Origin of the sequence: Streptomyces fulvorobeus (assembly GCF_013167895.1) — a bacterium.
GTDB classification, from domain to species: domain Bacteria; phylum Actinomycetota; class Actinomycetes; order Streptomycetales; family Streptomycetaceae; genus Streptomyces; species Streptomyces fulvorobeus.
Genome location: NZ_BLWC01000001.1, coordinates 3388565 through 3409271, shown reverse-complemented (window position 1 = coordinate 3409271; position 20707 = coordinate 3388565). Strand labels below are relative to the sequence as shown.

The following is a 20707-nucleotide window of genomic DNA, read 5'->3' as shown; positions in this document are numbered from 1 at the left end:
GCCCATGAAGCACGAGTACGAGGCCAAGTTCCTCGCCATCGACGTCGCGGGCCTCCAGGCCAAGCTCACCGATCTCGGTGCCGCCCAGGCGTTCCCGCGCACCCTTCTCACCCGCAAGATCTTCGAGAACGACGCTCTCGAAGGAGGTGCCTGGGTGCGGCTGCGTGACGAGGGCACCCGATCGACGCTGACCCTCAAGCAGGTTACCGACGCCACCACGATCGACGGCACCACCGAGATCGAGACCGAGGTCGCGGACCTGCACGCCATGGCCGAGATCCTCCGCAGTCTCGGCATGCGTGAAGTCCGGTACCAGGAGAACTACCGCGAGGAGTGGTGTCTCGGCGAGGTCGCCTTCGACTTCGACACCTGGCCGGATCTCCCCACGTTCGTCGAGATCGAAGGGCCGGACGAGGCGTCGGTCCGGCAGGCGGCTTCCCTGCTCGGCCTCGACTACTCCGAAGCTCGGTTCGGCAGCGTGGACGATATCTACAAGAGCGAATCCGGCCGCGACATCCTGGCCGAGCCCACCCTCCTCTTCGCGGACGCCGACAAGGGCGGAGCGGCTGCCGTGGCCGCTCAAGGCCGCTGACTGTAAAGGCCGAGCTGTGCTTATGGAACTGGCCGTGCCCCACCGGGTGATTCCCGGTATCGCCGAGTTCGCCCGTGAAGGTCTACCCGCGCCGGCAAGCACCAATGACGCCAACCACTGGGTCGACGGACTGTGCTGGCTCTACTGCGGCCAGAGGTGGACGCGTGTCCTGTGGATCGGTCCCGCAAGCGTGGCCGGTGCCCAAGCAGCGATGTACGCCTGCGGCCCCTGCATCCGAGAACTTCAGGAACGAGTCTGGCAGTCCATCCTCCTCAACGATGAGCCGGTGCGTTCGACGGCGTCAGGGGCTCCCGCCGAGGCAAAGCCTGAGGGCCGACGTCGGGTGGGACGCCGTTGAGAAGCACTGGTTACTCCATAGCCGGCTGCTGGGTATGTGCGCTCAGGCTCCGCCCCGCGTTCCCCACAGCGACAGGCCCCGCAGAACGGCATCAGTAGCGCATGTCATCGGACCGTCCGCCCGCAAGAGCCCGGAAACGACGGAGCGCCCCGACCGGCCAAAGCCGGTCGGGGCGCTCCGCCGCAGGTCAGAGGGTTTCCCCTCCCCTGCCACGCGTAGGCCGTGTGGGACTCGAACCCACAACCAACGGATTAAAAGTCCGCTGCTCTGACCAATTGAGCTAACGGCCCTCGTGGATCACCCCCGAGCATAGCCCGCCCCGGACCCGCAGCCGATCCGGTATCCCCTGCCGGGCCCGTCGCGGCCGGGTGACGCGGGTCGTCGAACTGGTTCCGGCCGGGTCCCGCCTCACCGGAGCAGCGGTCCTCCGTCGGTCACCGGCGGCGCCCCGGACCAGCAGGCGGCGGCCGTGGCGGGGAGTGGCTGCGTCAGAAGACGCCCTTGTAGACGTGCCAGCCGGAGGCGATCTGCGTACGGCTGCCGAACGCGCCCTTGCCGTTGCCGTTGTTGCGGAAGAGCCGGCCGCTCGTGTCCCGCTCGACCAGGTCCGGCCTGCCGTCCCCGGTGATGTCGCCGACGCCGACCACCACGTCGTACGAGCGTCCCCAGTCCGAGGCGACCAGCGCCCGCCCGGCGAAGCGGCCGGTGCCCAGGCCGTTGTAGCGCCACAGCCCGCCGTCGCGGTCGTGGGCGAGCAGATCGGCCCTGCCGTCCCCGGTGATGTCGCCGACGCCCGTCATGCGCGCGTACTTGCCCAGGGCGCTGCCGATCTTCAGCCGGGCGGCGAACTTCCCGTCCGCCGTTCCGGCGTGGAAGTAGACGTCCCCGGTGGACTTCTGGCGGGTGACCAGGTCGGGCCTGTTGTCCCCGTTCAGGTCTCCGGTCGACGTCATCACGTCGTAGACCTGCCAGCCCGTACCGAGCGACACATGGCTGCTCGACGGCGTGTACGCCCGGCCGCACCGGCCCGAGTAGCGGCGCAGCTCTCCGCCCGCCATCCGGACCAGCAGTTCGGCACAGCGGTCGCTGCCCGTGTCGGCGAACGGGAGAGCGGTGCTGCCGGCCGGCCAGCCCGCGCCGGAGGACTTCCCCGAGAAGACGCCGCCCTTCTGGCCGAAGTGCTGGGTCAGCGTGCCACTGGAGTTGAGGGTGACCAGGTCCCCCAGCGCGGCGTACGCCTGGTCGTGGAAGCCGTGGCGGCCGCCAGAGACGCCGATCGTGCCCTGCGTGGTGTACGTGCCCGAGCCCTCGCGCGGGGTCGCGGTGAGGCTCCAGGTGTGGTCGGCGCTGTAGGTGTACGCGCCCGTGTCGGTGCGCCCGTCCCAGACGACGGCGGCCACGGTTCCGCCGCCGCCCTTCATGGTCCTGACCGTCCGTCCGGAACCGTCCTTGACGGTGAAGGTCCAGGTCGCTGGCTTGCTGAGCTGCCAGGAGCTCGACCAGACCTGCCCGCCACCGGAGTCCTTGATGTCCAGGTAGGTGTCGTCCTGGTCCGCGGAGAGCCTCTCCAGCGGCCTGGTGGGTACCCCGCTCGGCACCACGTGCGCCGCGTGGGAGGCGTCCAGATACGCGATGTCACCGCCGAACCTGTCGACCGCCCAGGTGAGCCCGCGCTGGTCCGCGGTCTTCCCTGCGGGCAGGTCGGCGATCACGCGCGGCGCGGCGGCCGCGCCGGTGTGGAAGTCGGTGAGCACCAGCTTCCCCGCGGTCCGGTCGTGGCGGACGAGGTAGCCGTCCCCGACCAGCGCGGGGCCGGAGGGTACGGTGACCGACTTCCTCGCCGTACGGTCCCAGACGCCCGCCGCGCCGGAGGTGCCGCAGTTCCAGTAGACCCAGCGTCCGACCGGCCGTACTTCCCTGATCACGCAGGGGGCGCCCGTGGCGACGGTCTCGACGGTCTTCTTCTGCACGACGTCCAGCACGGTCAGCGCACCGGCCGTCGAGCTCGCCGACCACAGCCGGGTGCCCCAGATGCCGGCCGCCCGCACGGAACGGGTCATCCGGACGTCGCTGCTGCGGTAGTCGAGCCGGCCGTCGACGTACTGCGCGGCGGGCGAGCCGCCGTTCAGGACGTAGTACGAGCCGGTCAGGTCGACCAGTTCCAGATCGCTCGACTCCAGCTCGTCGACGAGGAGCGAGTTCTTGCCCGTCCACACCTGGAGGGACTCCGTGCCCTGCCCGCTGACGGCTATGACCCCGTAGTGGCCGTTGCCCGCAGCCGTGATCCGGACGCACGAACCGGCGTCGCACGGGACGGACTTGAGGTGGGCGCCTCCGGCGTACTCCCCCGCGTAGTTCATGTACGAGGGTCCCGCCACCGCCGACGCGTCCGCGGTGACCTGCCTCTGGGTGATATACGGATCGCCGTTCGGCGCCCGCTCCACCGTGTGGAGCAGGCCACCGGCGAAGCCGAGACCCCGCCCGGTCGTCGGCACGGGAGCGGCGACGGCCGCACCGGCCGCCACCGGGGCCGCCTGCGCACCGGGCAGCACGCCCACGGTGGCGGCGAGAACGGCCAAAGACGTCACAGCGGTACGGCCGCGCGCATAGCGAGCCAAAGAGAGTCCCTCCCCAGGAATACCCATGGGCGTGGGGGAACAGCGGCGCACTGTCGCTGAGTGCGCCCGCCGGTTCCTGCCGGCCCCGGCCCCCCGGCCCGAGCCCTCCACGCAAGTCGCCGGATCGTAGCAGCCGTTGCAGATGAGGCGTGAGGGAAAAACAGAAGCGGGCCCGTTCGTGAAGAACGGGCCCGCTTCAGCAGCTCACAGCCTTACGGCGAGATGACGGTCAGCTGTTGCGCTTCCAGCGCGGCTTGTCGTCGCGGCGGCCGAACGAGCCGGTGCTCGTGCCGGTGCCGGTGCCACCGCGGTGGTCGTCGCGGCGACCGGTGGGACGCTCGCTGGTGCCGCCGGCGCGGAAGCCGCCGGCCGGGCGCTCGTCACGACGGTCACGGTTGAACGGGCGGTCGGTGCCCCCGGCGCGGATGCCACCGGACGGGCGCTCGTCACGACGGTCACGGTTGAACGCGGGACGGTCGTTGTCACGGTTGAACGCCGGACGGCCACCACGGTCGTCACGACGGTCGCCGCCACCCGTGCCACCGGCACCACCGGAGCGGAAGCCGCCCGAGGGACGCTCGTCACGACGGTCACGGTTGAACGCGGGACGGTCGTTGTCGCGACGCTCGAAAGGACGGCCACCACGGTCGCCGCCACCGGTACCACCAGCGCCGCCGGAGCGGAAGCCGCCCGAGGGACGCTCGTCACGACGGTCACGGTTGAACGCGGGACGGTCGTTGTCCCGGTTGAACGCCGGACGGCCACCACGGTCGTCACGACGCTCGAAGGAACGGCCACCACGGTCGCCACCGCGGTCGTTGCCACCGCGGTACCCGCCACGGTCGCCGCCGCGGCTGTCACGGCGCTCGAAGTTGCCGCGGTCGTCGCGACGCTCCTCGCGGACGGCCGGCTGCTGCTCCGGTACCGCTGCCGCGGCGGCCTCGATCGCGGCCTCCGCCTCGGCGGCGGCCGCGGCCACTGCCTCCTCGGGGTCGTCCCCCCGCTCGCGTGCGGCGCGGGCGACCAGGCGGTCGGCCTCCTCGCGCAGCTCGCCGGCGCGGCGCTGGACGCGCTCCAGCTGCTTCGTCAGGTCGGCGACCTCGCGCTCGGCCTGCTTGGCGGCGTTGTTCGCGGAGTCGGCCTGGACCTCGGTGAGCGAACGGGCACCGGTGATCTCGGCGACCTCGGGCTCGAAGACGCCCGCGCCCTGCACGAGGTGACGCGAGGCGTCGACGCCCGCGTCCTCCATGAGGCGGAAGATCTGGCGACGCTGGTGCGGAAGCGCCAGCGACACGACGACACCGGACTTGCCGGCCCGGGCGGTACGGCCCGAACGGTGCAGGTAGTCCTTGTGGTCGCCGGCCGGGTCCACGTTCAGGACCAGGTCGATGCCGTCGACGTGGATACCGCGGGCGGCGACGTCGGTCGCGACGAGCGCGTGGACGTAGCCCTTCTTGAAGTCCTCGAGCACGCGGGTGCGGGCACCCTGCGTCATGCCGCCGTGCAGCGCGTCGGCCTTCACGCCGGACTCGATGAGCTGCTCGGCGATACGGTCGGCGCCCAGCTGGGTGCGGACGAAGATGATCGTGCGGCCCTTGCGGGCGGCGATCGCGGCCGTGACGGGCGCCTTGTCCTTCGGCTTCACGACGAGGACGTGGTGCGTCATGGTCGAGACGTTGCCCTGGGCGCTGTCCACTTCGTGGGTGACCGGGTTGCTCAGGTAGCGCTTGACCAGCGTGCCGATCTCGTTCTCCATGGTGGCGGAGAAGAGCATGCGCTGTCCGCCGCCGGGGATCTGGTCGAGCAGCTCGGTGACCTCGGGCAGGAAGCCCAGGTCAGACATCTGGTCGGCCTCGTCGAGCACGGCCACCTGGACGTTGGCCAGGGAGCAGGCACCGCGGTTGATGATGTCGCGCAGACGGCCCGGGGTGGCGACGAGGACGTCGACACCGCGCTCCAGCGCGTAGATCTGGTTGCTCATCGACGTACCGCCGCAGACGACCTTCATCTTCAGGCCGAGTACGTCGCCGTACGGCTGAAGCGCGTCCGCGACCTGCATCGCGAGCTCACGCGTCGGCGTCAGGATGATCGCGCGGGGCTTCTTCTTCTCCGTGGTGCCGCCGGCCAGCGTGGCCAGGGTCGGCAGGCCGAAGGAGAGGGTCTTGCCGGAGCCGGTACGGCCGCGGCCCAGGATGTCCTTGCCGGCCAGGGCGTCCGGGATGGTCGCGGCCTGGATCGGGAAGGGCGCGGTGACGCCGTTCTGGGCGAGCTTGCGGACGATGCCCTCGGGCAGACCGAGGGAGGTGAAGGTGACGGTCGGCTCGGCGTCCTCGGCCTCGGCGCTGTCGTCCGCGGCGGCCTCGGGGTCTCCACGACCTCGGCGGCGGCGGTCTCCACAGGAGCGGCGTCGACGCGGGCGGCCTGCGCAGGGGCGGCCTCGACGCGGACGACCTCGACAGGAGCGGCCTCGGCGGCGGGGGTCTCGACGACCTCCACGACCTCGACCTCGACGACCTTCACGACCTCGGGGTCGGCGGCGACGACGGCGGTGTCCGCCTCGGCCACGACGGCCTCGGCGAGCTCCGCGAGCTCGTTGTCCTCAAGGGACTCGACCGACTCGACGTTCTCGATGGTGTCGAGGGTGATGAGCTCGTCGTTCTCGACGTTCTCGGGCATGACGGTGTGGTCAGAACTGGAAATTGACATACGAAATGCGAAACCTTCCGGAGTCTCGGCACGCGCCCGTAACTCCGTGATTCGCAATTTCGACCGCCTCAATGCGGTCCAGCCACGGCAAGGGAGAGTACGCGCCACACGGCGCTCTTCTGTGTCGGCGCCGGGCAATGGATCAAACGATCTATAACCATACGCACCCTTACCCGTATAGCGCAAACCGCCTGGTCACAGCCCTCTTTCCGCCCCGCGCAGCGCCCTCGTTCAGGCTGGCCCCACCTGCGGTGAAGCCTCCGGCGTACGCCGCGTCCCGGGGCTGTCGGGAGCGCCCATCGCCTGGTTCCTGAGCTCCGCGGCGGGCGAGGCTGAGGGCTCCTGCGGCGGCGGCGTCGGTTCGGGATCGGGGTCGGGCGCGGGGTCGGGGTCGGGGACCGGAGGAGGCGGGGTGGTCGGCTCATGAGTGACCGGCGGGGGCGGCGGCTCACCCGGTCCCGGCACCGACGGCTGCGGGGCCGGCGGCCTCCCCGCTCCGGTCGGCACCGGCGCTCCGGGCTTCGGGGAGGCCGGCGCCCCACCGGGCGCGGCCGACGGCGCGCCGCCCGGAGCGCTCGGGCCCGGCTTGGCGCCGGCCCCCCGGTCGGACTGCGCCTCGGCACGGCCGCCGCCGTGGCCGGCCCGGCCGGAACCAGGGACCGTGCCGCCGTTCGGTTCGGCGGACGCTCCCTTCGGGCCAGCCGACCGCGAGGGCGCCGGCTTCCCACCGTCCTCGCCGACGCTCATGCAGCCGGTGGACGCGGCGATCGTCAACGCGGTGACGGCTGCCCAGCGGGCAGGAGCGGACAACTGGCGCACGGGTGGCACCTCCGGGGCGTGAGGGGGGCGGGGAAGGCGGGGGCTCCGTGCCCAACTCCCCCGACCCCGCCGGGGACACGCCCCCGACGCCGCCTACCGCCCGAACCCGCCCGCGAGTTCCACCCCCAGGAACACCGCGCCGAGGCCCACCAGCAGGGACACCACGACGTTGGCCAGCGCGAGAGACGCCCGGCCGCCCTCGGCGAGCCGCAGCGTCTCGTAGGAGAACGTGGAGTACGTCGTGAGCGCCCCGCACAGCCCCGTACCGAGCAGGTCGAACATGGGTTCGGACACCGCCGCCCCGGTCAGCACCCCCAGCAGCAGGCTGCCCGCCGCGTTGACGGTGAAGGTCCCCCACGGGAAGACGTACGGCAGCCCGGGACCGTGACGCGCCCGCACCGCGCGGTCCGTCAGATAGCGCAGGGGCGCCCCCACCGCCCCGCCGAACGCCACCAGGAGCCAGTTCACGCGCCCCTCCCACCACCGCGCACGCCCAGCAGGGCCCGCGTCGCCGAGGCCGCGGCCCAGACCGCGCCGAGCGCCCCGGCGAGCGTCGCCGCCGCGTACGCGAGGGCGGTCGGCGCCTCCTGGCGGTCCAGCAGCTTCGACACATCGGCCGCGTACGTCGAGAACGTCGTGAACCCGCCGAGCACACCGACCCCCAGGAACGGCCGCACCAGCGGATGAGCCGCGCCGTCCCGCTCGGCGACCAGCACCATCAGCACGCCGATCAGGGCGCAGCCGGTCACGTTGACGCCGAGGACCGCCCAGGGGAACGACCCCCCGGCGGCAGGCCAGAGCACCAGGGCGGCATACCTGGCGACGGCCCCGAGCGCCCCGCCCGCCGCGATGGCCCCGAGCACCCCCACCCCTCGCGGGGAGCGCTCACCCGTAGCCCAGCGCGTGCAGCCGCTCGTCGTCGATGCCGAAGTGGTGGGCGATCTCGTGGACCACGGTGATCTCCGTCTCGGCGACGACGTCCTCGTGCGACCCGCACATCCGCAGCGTCGGCCCGCGGTAGATGGTGATCCGGTCCGGCAGCACCCCCGCGTACCACTCACCGCGATCGGTGAGCGGCGTGCCCTCGTAGAGCCCGAGCAGGTCGGGGTCGCCGGGGTCAGGTTCGTCCTCGACGAACACCGCCACGTTGTCCATCAGCCGCGTCAGCTCCGGCGGAATCCGGTCAAGAGCCTGGCTCACCAGCTCTTCGAACTCCTCGCGCGTCATCTCCAACACCCCGCCATTGTCACGTACGACGGGCTCGTACCGCGTGTTTCCCCACCACCCGCTTGCCCTCCGGCCCGCATGTCCTGGCCGTAACCAGGGCATAGGGGCCCAATGGTCCGTGCCCCGCTCCGCGCCGCCGTCGTCCGACTCCGGCACCGCCCCCGCTCCACCGCCCTCACCGGCGCCCCGCACCCCGTCACCCGGGCGCTCGGGCTGCTCGCCGTCGTCGTGCTGGGGGCCTGGCTGGGGCTGCTGATCGTCGGCAGCGTCCGTACGCCGGTGGGGCCCATGGACACGGACATGACGCTGCGCCCGTCCCTCAGCGGCGGCACCAAGATCAACGTGTCCCCGCTCGGCGCGCTCGAGCTGGACTCCCACATCGCCCCGGTGCGCCTCGACGTCGATGTCGACCGGCTCGACCCGGTGCGCTCCCAGGCTCTGGTCAAACACCCCGAACGGCTCTCCGGCCTCCAGGACGAGGTCACGTCCGACGTCGTCTCCGGCACCCTGGACCTGGCCGTCCGCTCCTGTGTGGCCGTCGTCTCCGGTGCCACCGCGCTCGGTCTCGCGGTCTACCGCCGCCCGCGCCGCGCCCTGGCGGCGGGCGGCCTCGCGCTGGCACTGCTGGCCGCCTCGGGCGTCTGCGCCTACGCCACCTGGAACCCCAAGTCGGTCCTGGAGCCGAAGTTCTCCGGGCTGCTCTCCAGCGCCCCCTCGCTGGTCGGCGACGCCCGCTCGATCGTCACCGAGTTCGACGTCTACCAGCGGGAACTGGCCCGTCTGGTCACCAACGTCACCAAGCTGTACGACGCCACGTCGACGCTCCCCGTCTACCGCCCGGACCCGGCCACCATCCGCGTCCTGCACGTCTCCGACATCCACCTCAACCCGGCGGCTTGGCACATCATCGGCTCACTCGTGGAGCAGTACGAGATCGACGTGATCATCGACTCCGGCGACACGATGGACCACGGCACCGCCGCCGAGAACGGCTTCCTGGACCCGATCAGCGACCTCGGTGCGCCGTACGTCTGGGTCCGGGGCAACCACGACTCGAAGGTCACCCAGGCGTATGTGAAGGGCCTGCGCAACGCGCACGTCCTGGACGAGGGCAGCGCCCTGGACGTCGGCGGGCTGCGGGTGGCCGGCACCGGGGACCCGCAGTTCACCCCGGACCGCTCGCTCCCGGCCCAGGGGAAGGCGGCCGAGCGGATGGCGGGCCTCCGGCTGGCGTCCGCCCTGCGCGACCAGGAGCAGGCCGGCACGCCGGTGGACATCGCGGTCGCCCATGACCCGAACGCCGCACGCGAGACCGACGGCACCGTCCCCCTCGTCCTGGCGGGCCATGTCCACCACCGGGTGAACACGGTGATGAAGTTGGGTACGCGGCTGAAGGTGGAGGGCTCGACGGGCGGCGGGGGGCTGCGCGCCGTGCAGAACGAGAAGCCCGAGAAGGTGCACGCCTCCGTGCTCTATCTGGACCGCTCGACCCGCCGGCTCCAGGCGTGGGACGAGATCACCCTGGGCGGTCTCGGTCTGACGACGGCCGAGGTCAGCCGCCATCTGCCGGAGGGCGGCCCGGCGGACCGCTCCCCCTCCCCGACCGCCCCACACCCACCGGCTGAACGGTTTTGGCGTTCGCCGCCGCATCCCATATGCTTCTGACGTCCCCGACGCGCTGGAAAGCAAACCGGTGGGCCTTTAGCCCTCATCGTCTAGTGGCCCAGGACGCCGCCCTTTCAAGGCGGTAGCACGGGTTCGAATCCCGTTGGGGGCACGCTTTACCGTGTGCGAGACTTGTCTCGCACATAGCTTGGTCCTGTGGAGCAGTTTGGAGTGCTCGCCACCCTGTCAAGGTGGAGGCCGCGGGTTCAAATCCCGTCAGGACCGCTGCAGCCCGTATGAGCTGCGTGGCTGGGTAGCTCAGTTGGTACGAGCGATCGCCTGAAAAGCGATAGGTCGCCGGTTCGATCCCGGCCCCAGCCACCACCCGAAGGCCCCGTCCGGTGGACGGGGCCTTCGTCGTGTCAGCCGCCCTCCCGCTGCTCCAGGAGCCGCTTGCGCTGCCGTCCCGCGCGGCGCCACGCCCGTACGGCGAACGCCGTCGCCACCGCTGCCACCACGGTCCCCAGCAGCACCGCGTCCGGCACGTGCGCGCCGATGCGCTGGGCCCACCGCTCCACGGCGAACGAGTCGTCCACGTCCAGCAGCCCGGGCAGCGCGGTCGTCCCGTCGTACGCGAGGAAGACCGTGCCGAGCCCGATGAAGAAGAGCCCGGACAGCGCGGTGGTGCTGTGCACCTCGAAGCGGCCGACGCGCAGGGGGCGGCCCCTCAGCCAGGCACGGCGCCCCAGCTCGTACCGCTCCCAGAGCAGGGCGAGCACGAACAGCGGTACGGCCATGCCCAGGGCGTAGACGGCGAGCAGCAGCCCGCCGTAGACCGGGCTGCCGCTGACCGCCGCGACCGTGAGGACGCTGCCGAGGACCGGACCGGCGCAGAACCCGGCCAGCCCGTAGACCGCGCCCAGGGCGTAGACCGGGAAGGCGGTCGTGGGCCGGATGCGTCCGCCGATGGCGGCGAGCCTCCGTGAGGCGAAGCCGAGCCCCATGATCTGGGCGGCGCCGAGCGCGATGATCAGCCAGCCCGCGCCGAGGACCAGCGCGTCCCGGTGGCCGTGGAAGAGCCGTCCGGCGTACGAACCGGCGGCGCCGAGCGGGACGAGGGTGGTGGCGAGACCGGCGTAGAAGATGCCGGTGCGGGCCAGCAGCCGTGAGGCCGAGTCGACGGAGTACGCGAAGAAGGCGGGCAGGAGCAGGGCGCTGCACGGGCTGACCAGCGCCAGCAGCCCGCCTAGGAAGGCCGCGAAGTAGCCGATGCCCGCCGTCACTTCGCGGCGTCCGGGGTGGCCTTGGCGTCCGGGGTGGCCGGGGTGGCCTTGGCGTCCTTGGTGTCCTGGGTGGCCGCCGCCGCCTCGATGGCCCGGGTGAACGTCTCCTTCGGCTGCGCCCCGGCGATGGGCCGGCCGTTGACGAGGAACGACGGCGTGGACGTGGCGCCGATCCCGTACGCCTGCTCCTGGTCGGCGCGGACCGCGTCCGCCGCGGCGGTGCCGTCCGTGTCGCGGGCGAACCGGTCGAGGTCCTTCACACCGGCCTGCCGCGCGAGCTCCTTCAGCCGGTCGTCGCCGAAGCCCTTCTCCTTGGCGTCCTCGGCGTAGGCGGCGCGGTGGAACTCCCAGAAGCGGTTCTGCTGACCCGCGGCCCAGGCGGCGCGGGCGGCTGCCTCGGACTCCTCGCCGAAGATCGGCAAGTTGCGCCATTCGATGCGCAGGGTGCCGTCCCGTACGTACTTCTCGATCAGCTCCGGCTCGGTGTCCCGGGCGAACTTCCCGCAGTAGCCGCATCGGAAGTCGGCGTACTCGATGAGGACGACGGGCGCGTCGGTGCGCCCCTGGGCCAGTTTGTCGCCCGCGTCGCGGCGGGCCAGCCCGGCCAGTTCCGCGTAGACCTCGGCGGACGGGTCGTCGCTCACCTCGGCGGCCGGCGACGAGGCCCCCGAACCGGAACCCTGCGGTCCGGTGGCGGCGTAGGAGGCGTATCCGAGGAATCCGGCGGCCAGGACGACGACCGCGCCGTACAGCAGCGGCTTCTTCGACGAGGAGTGCGGGGAGGAGGTGGGCGTGGGCATGCGTCACTCCGTGCGGGGGGATACGGGATGGCGGAAGGGGGAAAGGTGGCCGGGCGGTAGCGGCTACACCCTCAGCACGGGGGTTCTATGGGGCTGGGGGCGGCGCCGGGGCACCACGCGGCGAGCCCGGGTGCCTGGTCGTGCGGGGCGCGGCCCCGGAGCAGCCCCGGTACGACCGTGACCACCGCCGCCAGGCGGCACCACTGCGTACGGGACACGGCGACCGGCCTCTCGGGAAGGGGTGCGGGTGATCAGTTGCCCGAAATGGTACGTGGTGTGACGACTCCCCCTCCCGCGGTCACCCGGGGAGTGACGGAGACCGCGCGAAATGCGTTCGCCACTCCTTGCGCCCGGGTGCGATCCTGGGACCCGTATGTCTACTTCCTTCGCCGATCTCCAGTCACAGCTCGGACAGCTCTCACTCCGCGAGGCGAACCGGCTCGGCCGCCGCCTCGAGGGTGCGCGCCGCATCCGTAAGCCCGAAGCCCGACAGTCCGTGCTGGACGAGATCGCCGCCGAGGCCGGGAAGGCGGCCGAACGGCTCGCGGGGCGCGCCTCGCGGATGCCCGCTCTGTCGTACCCGGAACAGCTGCCCGTCAGCCAGAAGAAGGACGAGATCCTGGAGGCGATACGCGACCACCAGGTCGTGATCGTCGCCGGTGAGACCGGTTCCGGGAAGACCACGCAGATCCCCAAGATCTGCATGGAGCTGGGACGCGGCGTCCGGGGCATGATCGGGCACACCCAGCCCCGCCGGATCGCGGCCCGCACGGTGGCGGAGCGCATCGCCGAGGAACTGGACACCCCGCTCGGCGAGGCCGTGGGCTGGAAGGTCCGGTTCACCGATCAGGTGAACCCCGATGCCACCTTCGTGAAGCTGATGACGGACGGCATCCTGCTGGCGGAGATCCAGACGGACCGCGAACTGCTGGCGTACGACACGATCATCATCGACGAGGCGCACGAGCGGTCGCTGAACATCGACTTCCTGCTCGGCTACCTGGCCAGGCTGCTGCCCAGGCGCCCGGACCTGAAGGTCGTCATCACCTCGGCGACCATCGACCCGGAACGCTTCGCCCACCACTTCGGCGAGGCACCGATCGTCAAGGTCTCGGGGCGTACGTATCCCGTCGAGGTCCGTTACCGGCCGCTCCTGGAGGACGAGGGCGAGGACTCCGACCGCGACCAGACCACCGCCATCTGCGACGCGGTCGACGAGCTGGCGTCGGAGGCGCACGGGCACGTCCTGGTCTTCCTCTCGGGCGAGCGGGAGATCCGCGACACCGCGGACGCGCTGAACAAGCGCAACCTCAGACACACCGAGGTGCTCCCCCTCTACGCCCGTCTCTCGCACGCCGAGCAGCACCGGGTGTTCCAGCGGACCCCCAACGGCATCGTCCGCAGGATCGTCCTCGCGACCAACGTCGCGGAGACCTCGCTGACCGTCCCCGGCATCAAGTACGTGATCGACCCGGGCAACGCCCGCATCTCCCGCTACAGCCACCGCACGAAGGTCCAGCGGCTGCCGATCGAGCGGATCTCGCAGGCCAGCGCCAACCAGCGCAAGGGCCGGTGCGGCCGTACGTCCGACGGCATCTGCATCCGGCTGTACTCCGAGGACGACTTCCTGACCCGGCCGGAGTTCACGGACCCCGAGATCCTCCGTACCAACCTCGCCTCCGTCATCCTCCAGATGACCGCGGCGGGCCTCGGGGAGATCGAGAAGTTCCCCTTCATCGACCCGCCGGACCACCGCAACATCCGCGACGGTGTGCAGCTGCTCCAGGAGCTCGGGGCGCTGGAGCCGGGCGAGAAGTCCTCGCAGGAGGGCAGGCGGGGCAGCGGCTCACGCCCCTGGGGCGCCAGCTCTCGCAGCTGCCTGTCGACCCGCGTCTGGCCCGCATGGTCATCGAGGCCGAGCGCAACGGCTGTGCGCGCGAGGTCATGGTGATCGCCGCCGCGCTCTCCATCCAGGACCCGCGTGAGCGGCCGGCGGAGAAGCAGACGCAGGCAGATCAGCAGCACGCCAGGTTCAGGGACGAGACCTCGGACTTCCTGGCGTACCTGAACCTGTGGCGCTACATCCGCGAGCAGCAGAAGGAGCGCGGCTCCTCCAGCTTCCGCCGGATGTGCAAGCAGGAGTACCTGAACTTCCTGCGCATCCGCGAGTGGCAGGACATCTACGCCCAACTGCGCACGGTGGCCAAGCAGATGGGCATCGAGGTGAAGGAGTCCCCGACCGGTGCCGACGCACCGGAGCAGGCGGTGCACACCTCCCTGCTCGCGGGCCTCCTGTCGCACATCGGGCTCAAGGACACCGAGAAGAACGAGTACGTGGGCGCGCGCAACGCCAAGTTCGCGATCTTCCCGGGCTCGGCGCTGTTCAAGAAGCAGCCGCGGTTCGTGATGTCGGCGGAGCTGGTCGAGACGTCCCGGCTGTGGGCGCGGGTCAACGCGAAGGTCGAGCCGGAGTGGATCGAACCGCTCGCCGGACACCTGCTGAAGCGCACCTACAGCGAGCCGCACTGGGAGAAGGACCAGGCGGCGGTCATGGCGTACGAGCGGGTCACGCTGTACGGGGTGCCCATCGTCGCCCAGCGCAAGATCAATTTCGGCCGTATCGACCAGGAGGCGTCGCGCGAGCTGTTCATCCGCAGCGCCCTGGTCGAGGGCGACTGGCGCACGCACCACCAGTTCTTCCACGACAACCGCAAACTCCTCGGCGAGGTCGAGGAGTTGGAGCATCGTGCCCGGCGCCGCGACATCCTCGTGGACGACGAGACACTCTTCGACTTCTACGATCAGCGGATTCCCGGCCACGTCGTCTCCGGTGCCCACTTCGACTCCTGGTGGAAGCAGAAGCGGCAGGAGGAGCCGGACGCGCTCGACTTCGAGCGCTCGATGCTCATCAACGAGAAGGCCGGGGCCGTCACCAAGGACGACTACCCGGACTCCTGGCGCCAGGGGAAGCTCAAGTTCCGGGTGACGTACCAGTTCGAGCCCGGTGCGGACGCCGACGGTGTGACCGTCCACATCCCGCTCCAGGTGCTCAACCAGGTCACGTCCGAGGGCTTCGACTGGCAGATCCCGGGCCTGCGCCAGGACGTGGTCACCGAGCTCATCCGCTCGCTGCCCAAGCCGGTCCGCCGGCACTACGTGCCCGCCCCGGACTACGCGGGCAGGTTCCTGGACCGGGCCGTCCCGCTCCAGGAACCGCTGCCCTTCACGCTCGCCCGTGAGCTCCAGCGGATGGTGGGCGTCCCGGTGAAGGCCGACGACTTCGACCTGAGCCGGGTCCCGGACCACCTCAAGATCACCTTCCGGGTGACCGACGAGCGGCGCCGCACGGTCGCCGAGGACAAGGACCTGGACGCGCTCAAGGTCCAGCTGCGCCCCAAGGCCCGCCAGGCCCTCTCCAAGGCCGCCGCGGCCACCGCGGGGCCCTCGGGCGAGTCCATCGAGCGGTCGGGCCTCACCGGCTGGACGATCGGCACGCTGGACCGGGTCTTCGAGACCCGGCGGGCCGGCCAGCCCGTCAAGGCGTATCCGGCCCTCGTCGACCAGGGCGCCACCGTGGCCGTACGGCTCTTCGACACCGAGGCCGAGCAGCAGCAGGCGATGTGGCGCGGCACCCGGCGGCTGATCCTCCTCAACATCCCGGTCAACCCGGCCAAGTTCGCCTCGGACAAGCTCACCAACCAGCAGAAGCTGGCCCTGTCCCGCAATCCGCACGGTTCCGTCCAGGCCCTGTTCGACGACTGCGCGACGGCGGCCGCCGACCGGCTGATCGCCGCGCACGGCGGCCCGGCCTGGGACGAGGCTTCGTTCCGCGGGCTGTACGACAAGGTGCGCGCCGATCTCGTGGACCTGACCGTCCGCACGATCGGGCAGGTGCAGCAGATCCTGGCGGCCTGGCAGGCGTGCGAGCGGCGGCTGAAGGCGACGAACAGCCTGGTGCTGGTCGCCAACGTCGCGGACGTACGCGAGCACCTCGCCCGCCTCGTACCGCCGGGGTTCGTCACCGCGACCGGGCTGCGCAGGCTGCCGGACCTGATGCGCTACCTGGTGGCCGAGGACCGCAGGCTCCAGCAGATGCCGACGAACGTCCAGCGCGACACCACGCGTATGGCGAAGGTCCACGAGATGCAGGACGAGTACGCCTGGCTGCTGGAGCAGTTGCCGCAGGGACGGCCGGTCCCCCAGGAGGTGCTGGACATCCGCTGGATGATCGAGGAGCTGCGGGTCAGCTACTTCGCCCACGCCCTGGGGACGGCCCAGCCCGTCTCGGACAAGCGGATCGTCAAGGCGATCGACGCGGCGGCCCCGTGACCCGCGGGACCGGGGAGCGGAGCCGCTCTCCGGTCCTCCCCACGGCCCTCCGGCCGTGACGGGGGCGCCACCGTGGGTGAGTTCGACCGCACCCTCCGACCTCCTGTACAGTCTGGTTTCGCAGCCAGCCGCGAGGCAGCCGCGAAAACCTGGTCCTGTGGAGCAGTTTGGAGTGCTCGCCACCCTGTCAAGGTGGAGGCCGCGGGTTCAAATCCCGTCAGGACCGCAAGAAACGAAAGCCCGGATCTTCTGATCCGGGCTTTCGTGTGTCTTGACGGCGGCACCCGCCCCGGGTAACCCGTAGAGCAGAGGCTGCCCCTGTTCCCTCGGCTGGGGGCCGCGCGTCCACCGGGAGGTGGCACGTATGTACGCGTCCACGGCACGTCACGAGACCCGCGCCCTGCTGCGCGCCCACCTGGCGGCGGCTTCCGGCCTCCGCCACCTCACCCGCCACTGCCCGGTCTGCCATCGCCTGCTGCGGCTCGCCCTGGAGTCCCCGCCGGCGCAGCGCGCGCCCGGCGCCCTCCCCGACCCCCCTCGCCCTCCCCGCCTCCCCCGCCCCTCGGAGGCCCCTGAAGCGCCGGAGGAGCCCTCGACCGTCCCTGCGGCACCCGGCGGGCTCATGGAGCCCCACAGCGGCGCGGGGCGGCGCGCGGACGAAAGTCCTGCCACGGCGTGACCATCGGCCGCGCCGCCCGCCTCCCGGCAGTGGCAGCCTGGAGGTTGGCAAGGCCAGGCCGGTGTGACGGGAGTCACCGAACGAGTTTTGGGAAGGGGCGACTTTACTCCCTTCTTACACCTGGCGAATTTAATATGTGCAATTGCACCAGTCGGACGGCCCGCCCCGCACCCCTCTCGCGAGGCCGGCCCGGAGTGCCCAGGAGGTCCGCACAGGGCCCCGTACCGGTCCGCACACGGTCGACGACGGGCCATGCCCAGCGGCCCCCACAGGGCCCCGCCCTCGGCCGTTCGGGCAGAAAAAAATCGCGCTGGACCCGGCGGAGTCCAGCGCGATCGAGTGACGCACCCGCATTACATAGGTATGACGCCCGTTGGGGCAGGCGTCCGTCATGTGGAGCTATAGGCGGGCAAAGAGGGTTGGGGGACCCGGCAGTGCCCGGTTATGGCGCGGCGACAGGGGTGTGTCAGGCCTCGCTGCGCTGCTGCGGAATACCCGCAAGCAGTGCGCGGACCTCTGCCTCGCGGTACCGGCGATGCCCACCGAGCGTGCGGATGGACGTGAGCTTGCCTGCCTTCGCCCAACGGGTGACCGTCTTCGGGTCCACGCGGAACATCGTGGCAACCTCAGCCGGGGTCAGCAGCGGCTCGGCATCAGGGGTGCGAGCGGTCATGAGCGGCCTCCTCGGGAGAACCGAACCATCTCGGTTCTTTCCTCTAAATTCTGCACCTTGACCCGCGTTGCCCGAAATGGCGGACGCGGGCCGAGTCGGTTATAGGACGAACGGCGTGTCCTCGGCACTACAACTACACCATCCGTCCAGCCGCGTCGGCCAAACCGATGGAATTGCCCTCCCAGGTGTTCATCAGCGACGGAAGCCGATGGACCATGCCATAGCGGACAGTCACGTCACAGTGACGATCAGTCACAGAGCGATCAGGAGTCACCAGACCCCCATAGAGCGCAATACCGAGTTTTCCGCCCATAGTTGGACGGAAGGAGCCCTCCCCGGACTCCTTGTCCTATTTTGCCACGAGGAGTGGGGATGGGCGCAAGGGCGCGGTTAGTGCTATCCGTCACGCTTGAGGCAAAGGCCCGGTTCAGGACGTAGGTCCTGACCTCAGCGGCATACTCTCCAGCCCCACTCGCCCCACGCGTCACACAGGACGCACTTTCACGGGCCGTCAGCTCGCCGGAACGCCCCTCGCGCACCACAGAAAGTGTAGATGCGCTCCGGCTCGCACACCTATGCGCCGGTTGGTGCGCCTCTGCGCCTATTGCCGGGGCATGGCAGGTTTCGTGTCAGTTGGCGAACTGACGGTCCCGGACCACCCGCCACCGCTCGGCGAGACGCGCGTACGCCGTGCCCGCCCCGTCGCTGTCCCCGGTCCGCAGGGCCGCGATCCCCTCCGCCACGTCCGCCGCCGAGCGGTCACCGGCAAGGTGCTCGGGCGGCAGGGCGTGGACGAGGCCGCCGTAGTCGAGCTCGACCAGCGCGCGGGGGTGGAACTCCTCCAGCCAGCGGCCGACGTCCACCAGGCCCTCGGTCAGGGCCCCTTCGTCGACCGTCTCCCGCAGGGTCCTGAGCGCGCGCGCCAGCCTGCGCCTGGCCTGCACCATCGGGGTGCGGTAGCGCAGCACCGGCGCCTCGCCCGTCTCGCCCGCCCCCCGGTACTCCCGCTCCTCGTCGGCGAAGAGCACGAACCAGCGCACGGGGACCTGCCACACCGCCGTCCTGATCCACGGCCGCGCATCCGGATTCCGCTCCCGCCAGCGCTCGTGGTCCGCGAGCGCCTGACCCCGTACGACCGGAGGCAGCACCGCGTCGAACACAGTGGCCGGAAACATCCCCTCCAGTTCCTCCAGAGCCAGCCATCCGCGCAGCCTGGTCCGCCACGGGCAGACGCACACCACCCCGTCGGCCTCGGTGACGAACGCGTCCGCGCTCTCGTGCGCGGGCACTCCGACCGGCGGCGTGGCCGCCAGGCCGGCGAGTGAACGGCGCTGTTCGTCCTGGGCGGTGGGGAAGGAGGCACGCTCCGCGTACCGGGCCCAGTGCGCGCGTTCGGGCCCGGGAAAGGCGGCGAGCGGCTCGTACACCCGCAGGTAGGACGAGTAAGGGACGAGCACTGAAGACACCACCGGCATGTGCCGAATCGTGTCACGCCCGTACTCCGCCAGGGGGTGATCCGCGGCACCGGCACCGATACCCGCGCGGGGAGGACTTACGCTCTTGCCCAGTCGGGCCGGCCGTGCCGGTCGGCCCGGGGCCCTCCCCACCCTCAGGAGGGTCTTTCCGCCGCTTCGTACTTGGGAGTCACCACAGTGACCGATGTGACCGGCGTGCCTGTCGACGTACTGCACACCCTGTTCCACTCCGACCAGGGTGGCCACGAACAAGTCGTGCTCTGCCAGGACCGTGCCAGCGGCCTCAAGGCCGTCATCGCCATCCACTCCACCGCCCTGGGCCCGGCCCTCGGCGGCACCCGCTTCTATCCGTACGCCTCCGAGGAGGAGGCGGTCGCGGACGCCCTGAACCTCGCGCGGGGCATGTCGTACAAGAACGCCATGGCCGGCCTGGACCACGGTGGCGGCAAGGCCGTCATCATCGGTGACCCGGACACGGTCAAGTCGGAGGAACTGCTGCTGGCCTACGGCCGGTTCGTCGCCTCGCTGGGCGGGCGCTACGTGACCGCGTGCGACGTCGGCACGTACGTGGCCGACATGGACGTCGTGGCCCGCGAGTGCCGCTGGACCACCGGCCGCTCGCCCGAGAACGGCGGCGCGGGCGACTCCTCCGTCCTCACCGCCTTCGGGGTCTTCCAGGGCATGCGGGCCTCGGCCCAGCACCTGTGGGGCGATCCGACCCTGCGCGGCCGTACGGTCGGTGTCGCCGGCGTCGGCAAGGTCGGCCGCCATCTGGTCGGGCACCTGCTCGCGGACGGTGCCGAGGTCGTCGTCACGGACGTACGGGCGGAGTCGGTACACCGGATCACCGAACTGCACCCCGGGGTCAGGGTGGCCGCGGACACCGACGCGCTGATCCGCACCGAGGGCCTGGACATCTACGCCCCGTGCGCGCTCGGCGGCGCCCTGGACGACGACACCGTGCCGGTGCTCACCGCGAAGGTGGTGTGCGGCGCCGCCAACAACCAGCTCGCGCACCCGGGTGTCGAGAAGGACCTGGCCGACCGCTCGATCCTGTACGCACCCGACTACGTGGTGAACGCCGGTGGCGTGATCCAGGTCGCCGACGAACTGCACGGTTTCGACTTCGACCGGTGCAAGGCGAAGGCGGCGAGGATCTTCGACACCACCCTGGCCATATTCGCACGTGCGAAGACGGACGGGATTCCGCCGGCCGCGGCTGCCGACCGGATCGCCGAGCAGCGGATGGCCGAGGCCCGCCGCTCCTGACCGGCGCCCTGAGCTCCGTGGCCCCCGCGACCCCGTGCCCCCCGTGAGGGGGCCCGCCCGCCGACCGGCGAGACAAGACTCACCCCGGTCGGCGGGTCGGCCCCCGCAAGAGGTTAAAATCGCAGGTGACCAGCGAGGACCACGCGCTTCGCCGGGTCGGTTCCGTGGTGCTTCATGCGGGCGGCGTACCGTAGGGCCACGGAAGCAGGTACCGTTGAAGCTCCACAGGCGCGGTCTCTCAGCCGGGAGTCCGTCCTGAAACATGAACGCGTGT

Annotated in this window: 13 protein-coding genes, 5 tRNA genes and 2 pseudogenes; 9 read left to right on the top strand and 11 right to left on the bottom strand. The window is 71.1% G+C overall.

The features are described from left to right. Positions 1 to 4 precede the first annotated feature (4 nt). A complete protein-coding gene (locus Sfulv_RS15485; protein WP_173314346.1) occupies positions 5 to 592 on the top strand; it encodes a class IV adenylate cyclase in 588 nt (195 codons plus the stop codon). 574 nt (positions 593 to 1166) lie between these two features. Here Sfulv_RS15485 and Sfulv_RS15480 read toward each other — a convergent pair. From Sfulv_RS15480 to Sfulv_RS15450, 7 genes and pseudogenes are all read right to left on the bottom strand, one after another. Next, a tRNA-Lys gene (locus tag Sfulv_RS15480) sits at positions 1167 to 1240 on the bottom strand. A 198-nt stretch (positions 1241 to 1438) separates the two neighbouring features. Next, positions 1439 to 3538 carry an FG-GAP repeat domain-containing protein gene (locus Sfulv_RS15475; protein WP_256668936.1) on the bottom strand — a complete coding sequence of 700 codons (2100 nt, stop codon included), beginning with the start codon at positions 3536 to 3538 and terminating at the stop codon, positions 1439 to 1441. A 259-nt stretch (positions 3539 to 3797) separates the two neighbouring features. Further along, positions 3798 to 6064, bottom strand: a pseudogene (locus Sfulv_RS15470) (DEAD/DEAH box helicase). Positions 6065 to 6505: 441 nt separating this feature from the next. Then, positions 6506 to 7093 (bottom strand): hypothetical protein, encoded by a 588-nt coding sequence (locus Sfulv_RS30450; protein WP_256668935.1) that lies wholly within the window; start codon positions 7091 to 7093, stop codon positions 6506 to 6508. A gap of 93 nt (positions 7094 to 7186) precedes the next feature. After that, positions 7187 to 7561, bottom strand: coding sequence for a fluoride efflux transporter CrcB (gene crcB, locus Sfulv_RS15460; RefSeq protein WP_173314339.1), 375 nt, complete (start codon positions 7559 to 7561; stop codon positions 7187 to 7189). Beyond that, a complete protein-coding gene (gene crcB, locus Sfulv_RS15455) occupies positions 7558 to 7962 on the bottom strand; it encodes a fluoride efflux transporter CrcB (protein ID WP_173314337.1) in 405 nt (134 codons plus the stop codon). Before crcB (Sfulv_RS15455) ends, crcB (Sfulv_RS15460) begins: the two co-directional genes overlap by 4 nt. A 16-nt stretch (positions 7963 to 7978) precedes the next feature. Further along, positions 7979 to 8329 (bottom strand): metallopeptidase family protein, encoded by a 351-nt coding sequence (locus Sfulv_RS15450; RefSeq protein WP_179764094.1) that lies wholly within the window; start codon positions 8327 to 8329, stop codon positions 7979 to 7981. Positions 8330 to 8431: 102 nt separating this feature from the next. On the opposite strand from Sfulv_RS15450, the gene Sfulv_RS15445 reads away from it, so the two are divergent. From Sfulv_RS15445 to Sfulv_RS15430, 4 genes are all read left to right on the top strand, one after another. Then, positions 8432 to 9985, top strand: coding sequence for a metallophosphoesterase family protein (locus Sfulv_RS15445; protein ID WP_173314335.1), 1554 nt, complete (start codon positions 8432 to 8434; stop codon positions 9983 to 9985). Positions 9986 to 10024: 39 nt separating this feature from the next. Further along, positions 10025 to 10097 (top strand) — tRNA-Glu (locus tag Sfulv_RS15440). A 38-nt stretch (positions 10098 to 10135) separates the two neighbouring features. Beyond that, positions 10136 to 10210 (top strand) — tRNA-Asp (locus Sfulv_RS15435). Positions 10211 to 10232: 22 nt separating this feature from the next. Further along, positions 10233 to 10309, top strand: a tRNA-Phe gene (locus tag Sfulv_RS15430). 38 nt (positions 10310 to 10347) lie between these two features. Here the strand turns inward: Sfulv_RS15430 and Sfulv_RS15425 are convergent. Both Sfulv_RS15425 and Sfulv_RS15420 read right to left on the bottom strand, forming a co-directional pair. Next, entirely contained in the window at positions 10348 to 11208 is an 861-nt protein-coding gene (locus tag Sfulv_RS15425; RefSeq protein ID WP_173314333.1) for a cytochrome c biogenesis CcdA family protein, read from the bottom strand. Beyond that, positions 11205 to 12008 (bottom strand): DsbA family protein, encoded by an 804-nt coding sequence (locus tag Sfulv_RS15420; RefSeq protein WP_173314332.1) that lies wholly within the window; start codon positions 12006 to 12008, stop codon positions 11205 to 11207. Before Sfulv_RS15420 ends, Sfulv_RS15425 begins: the two co-directional genes overlap by 4 nt. A 373-nt stretch (positions 12009 to 12381) precedes the next feature. On the opposite strand from Sfulv_RS15420, the pseudogene hrpA reads away from it, so the two are divergent. The 3 genes and pseudogenes from hrpA (at position 12382) to Sfulv_RS15405 (ending at position 17016) form a co-directional block, all read left to right on the top strand. After that, positions 12382 to 16337, top strand: a pseudogene (gene hrpA / locus Sfulv_RS15415) (ATP-dependent RNA helicase HrpA). Between the two features lie 151 nt (positions 16338 to 16488). Beyond that, positions 16489 to 16563, top strand: a tRNA-Asp gene (locus Sfulv_RS15410). 138 nt (positions 16564 to 16701) lie between these two features. Then, positions 16702 to 17016 (top strand): DUF6274 family protein, encoded by a 315-nt coding sequence (locus Sfulv_RS15405; protein WP_173310091.1) that lies wholly within the window; start codon positions 16702 to 16704, stop codon positions 17014 to 17016. Between the two features lie 466 nt (positions 17017 to 17482). Here Sfulv_RS15405 and bldC read toward each other — a convergent pair whose 3' ends face one another. Then, positions 17483 to 17689, bottom strand: coding sequence for a developmental transcriptional regulator BldC (bldC, locus tag Sfulv_RS15400; protein ID WP_003949541.1), 207 nt, complete (start codon positions 17687 to 17689; stop codon positions 17483 to 17485). A 629-nt stretch (positions 17690 to 18318) separates the two neighbouring features. Then, positions 18319 to 19164, bottom strand: a complete 846-nt coding sequence (locus tag Sfulv_RS15395) for a DUF8083 family protein (protein ID WP_173314330.1) — start codon at positions 19162 to 19164, stop codon at positions 18319 to 18321. A 177-nt stretch (positions 19165 to 19341) separates the two neighbouring features. On the opposite strand from Sfulv_RS15395, the gene Sfulv_RS15390 reads away from it, so the two are divergent. Further along, positions 19342 to 20433, top strand: coding sequence for a Leu/Phe/Val dehydrogenase (locus tag Sfulv_RS15390; protein WP_173314328.1), 1092 nt, complete (start codon positions 19342 to 19344; stop codon positions 20431 to 20433). The last annotated feature ends 274 nt before the right edge of the window (positions 20434 to 20707 follow it).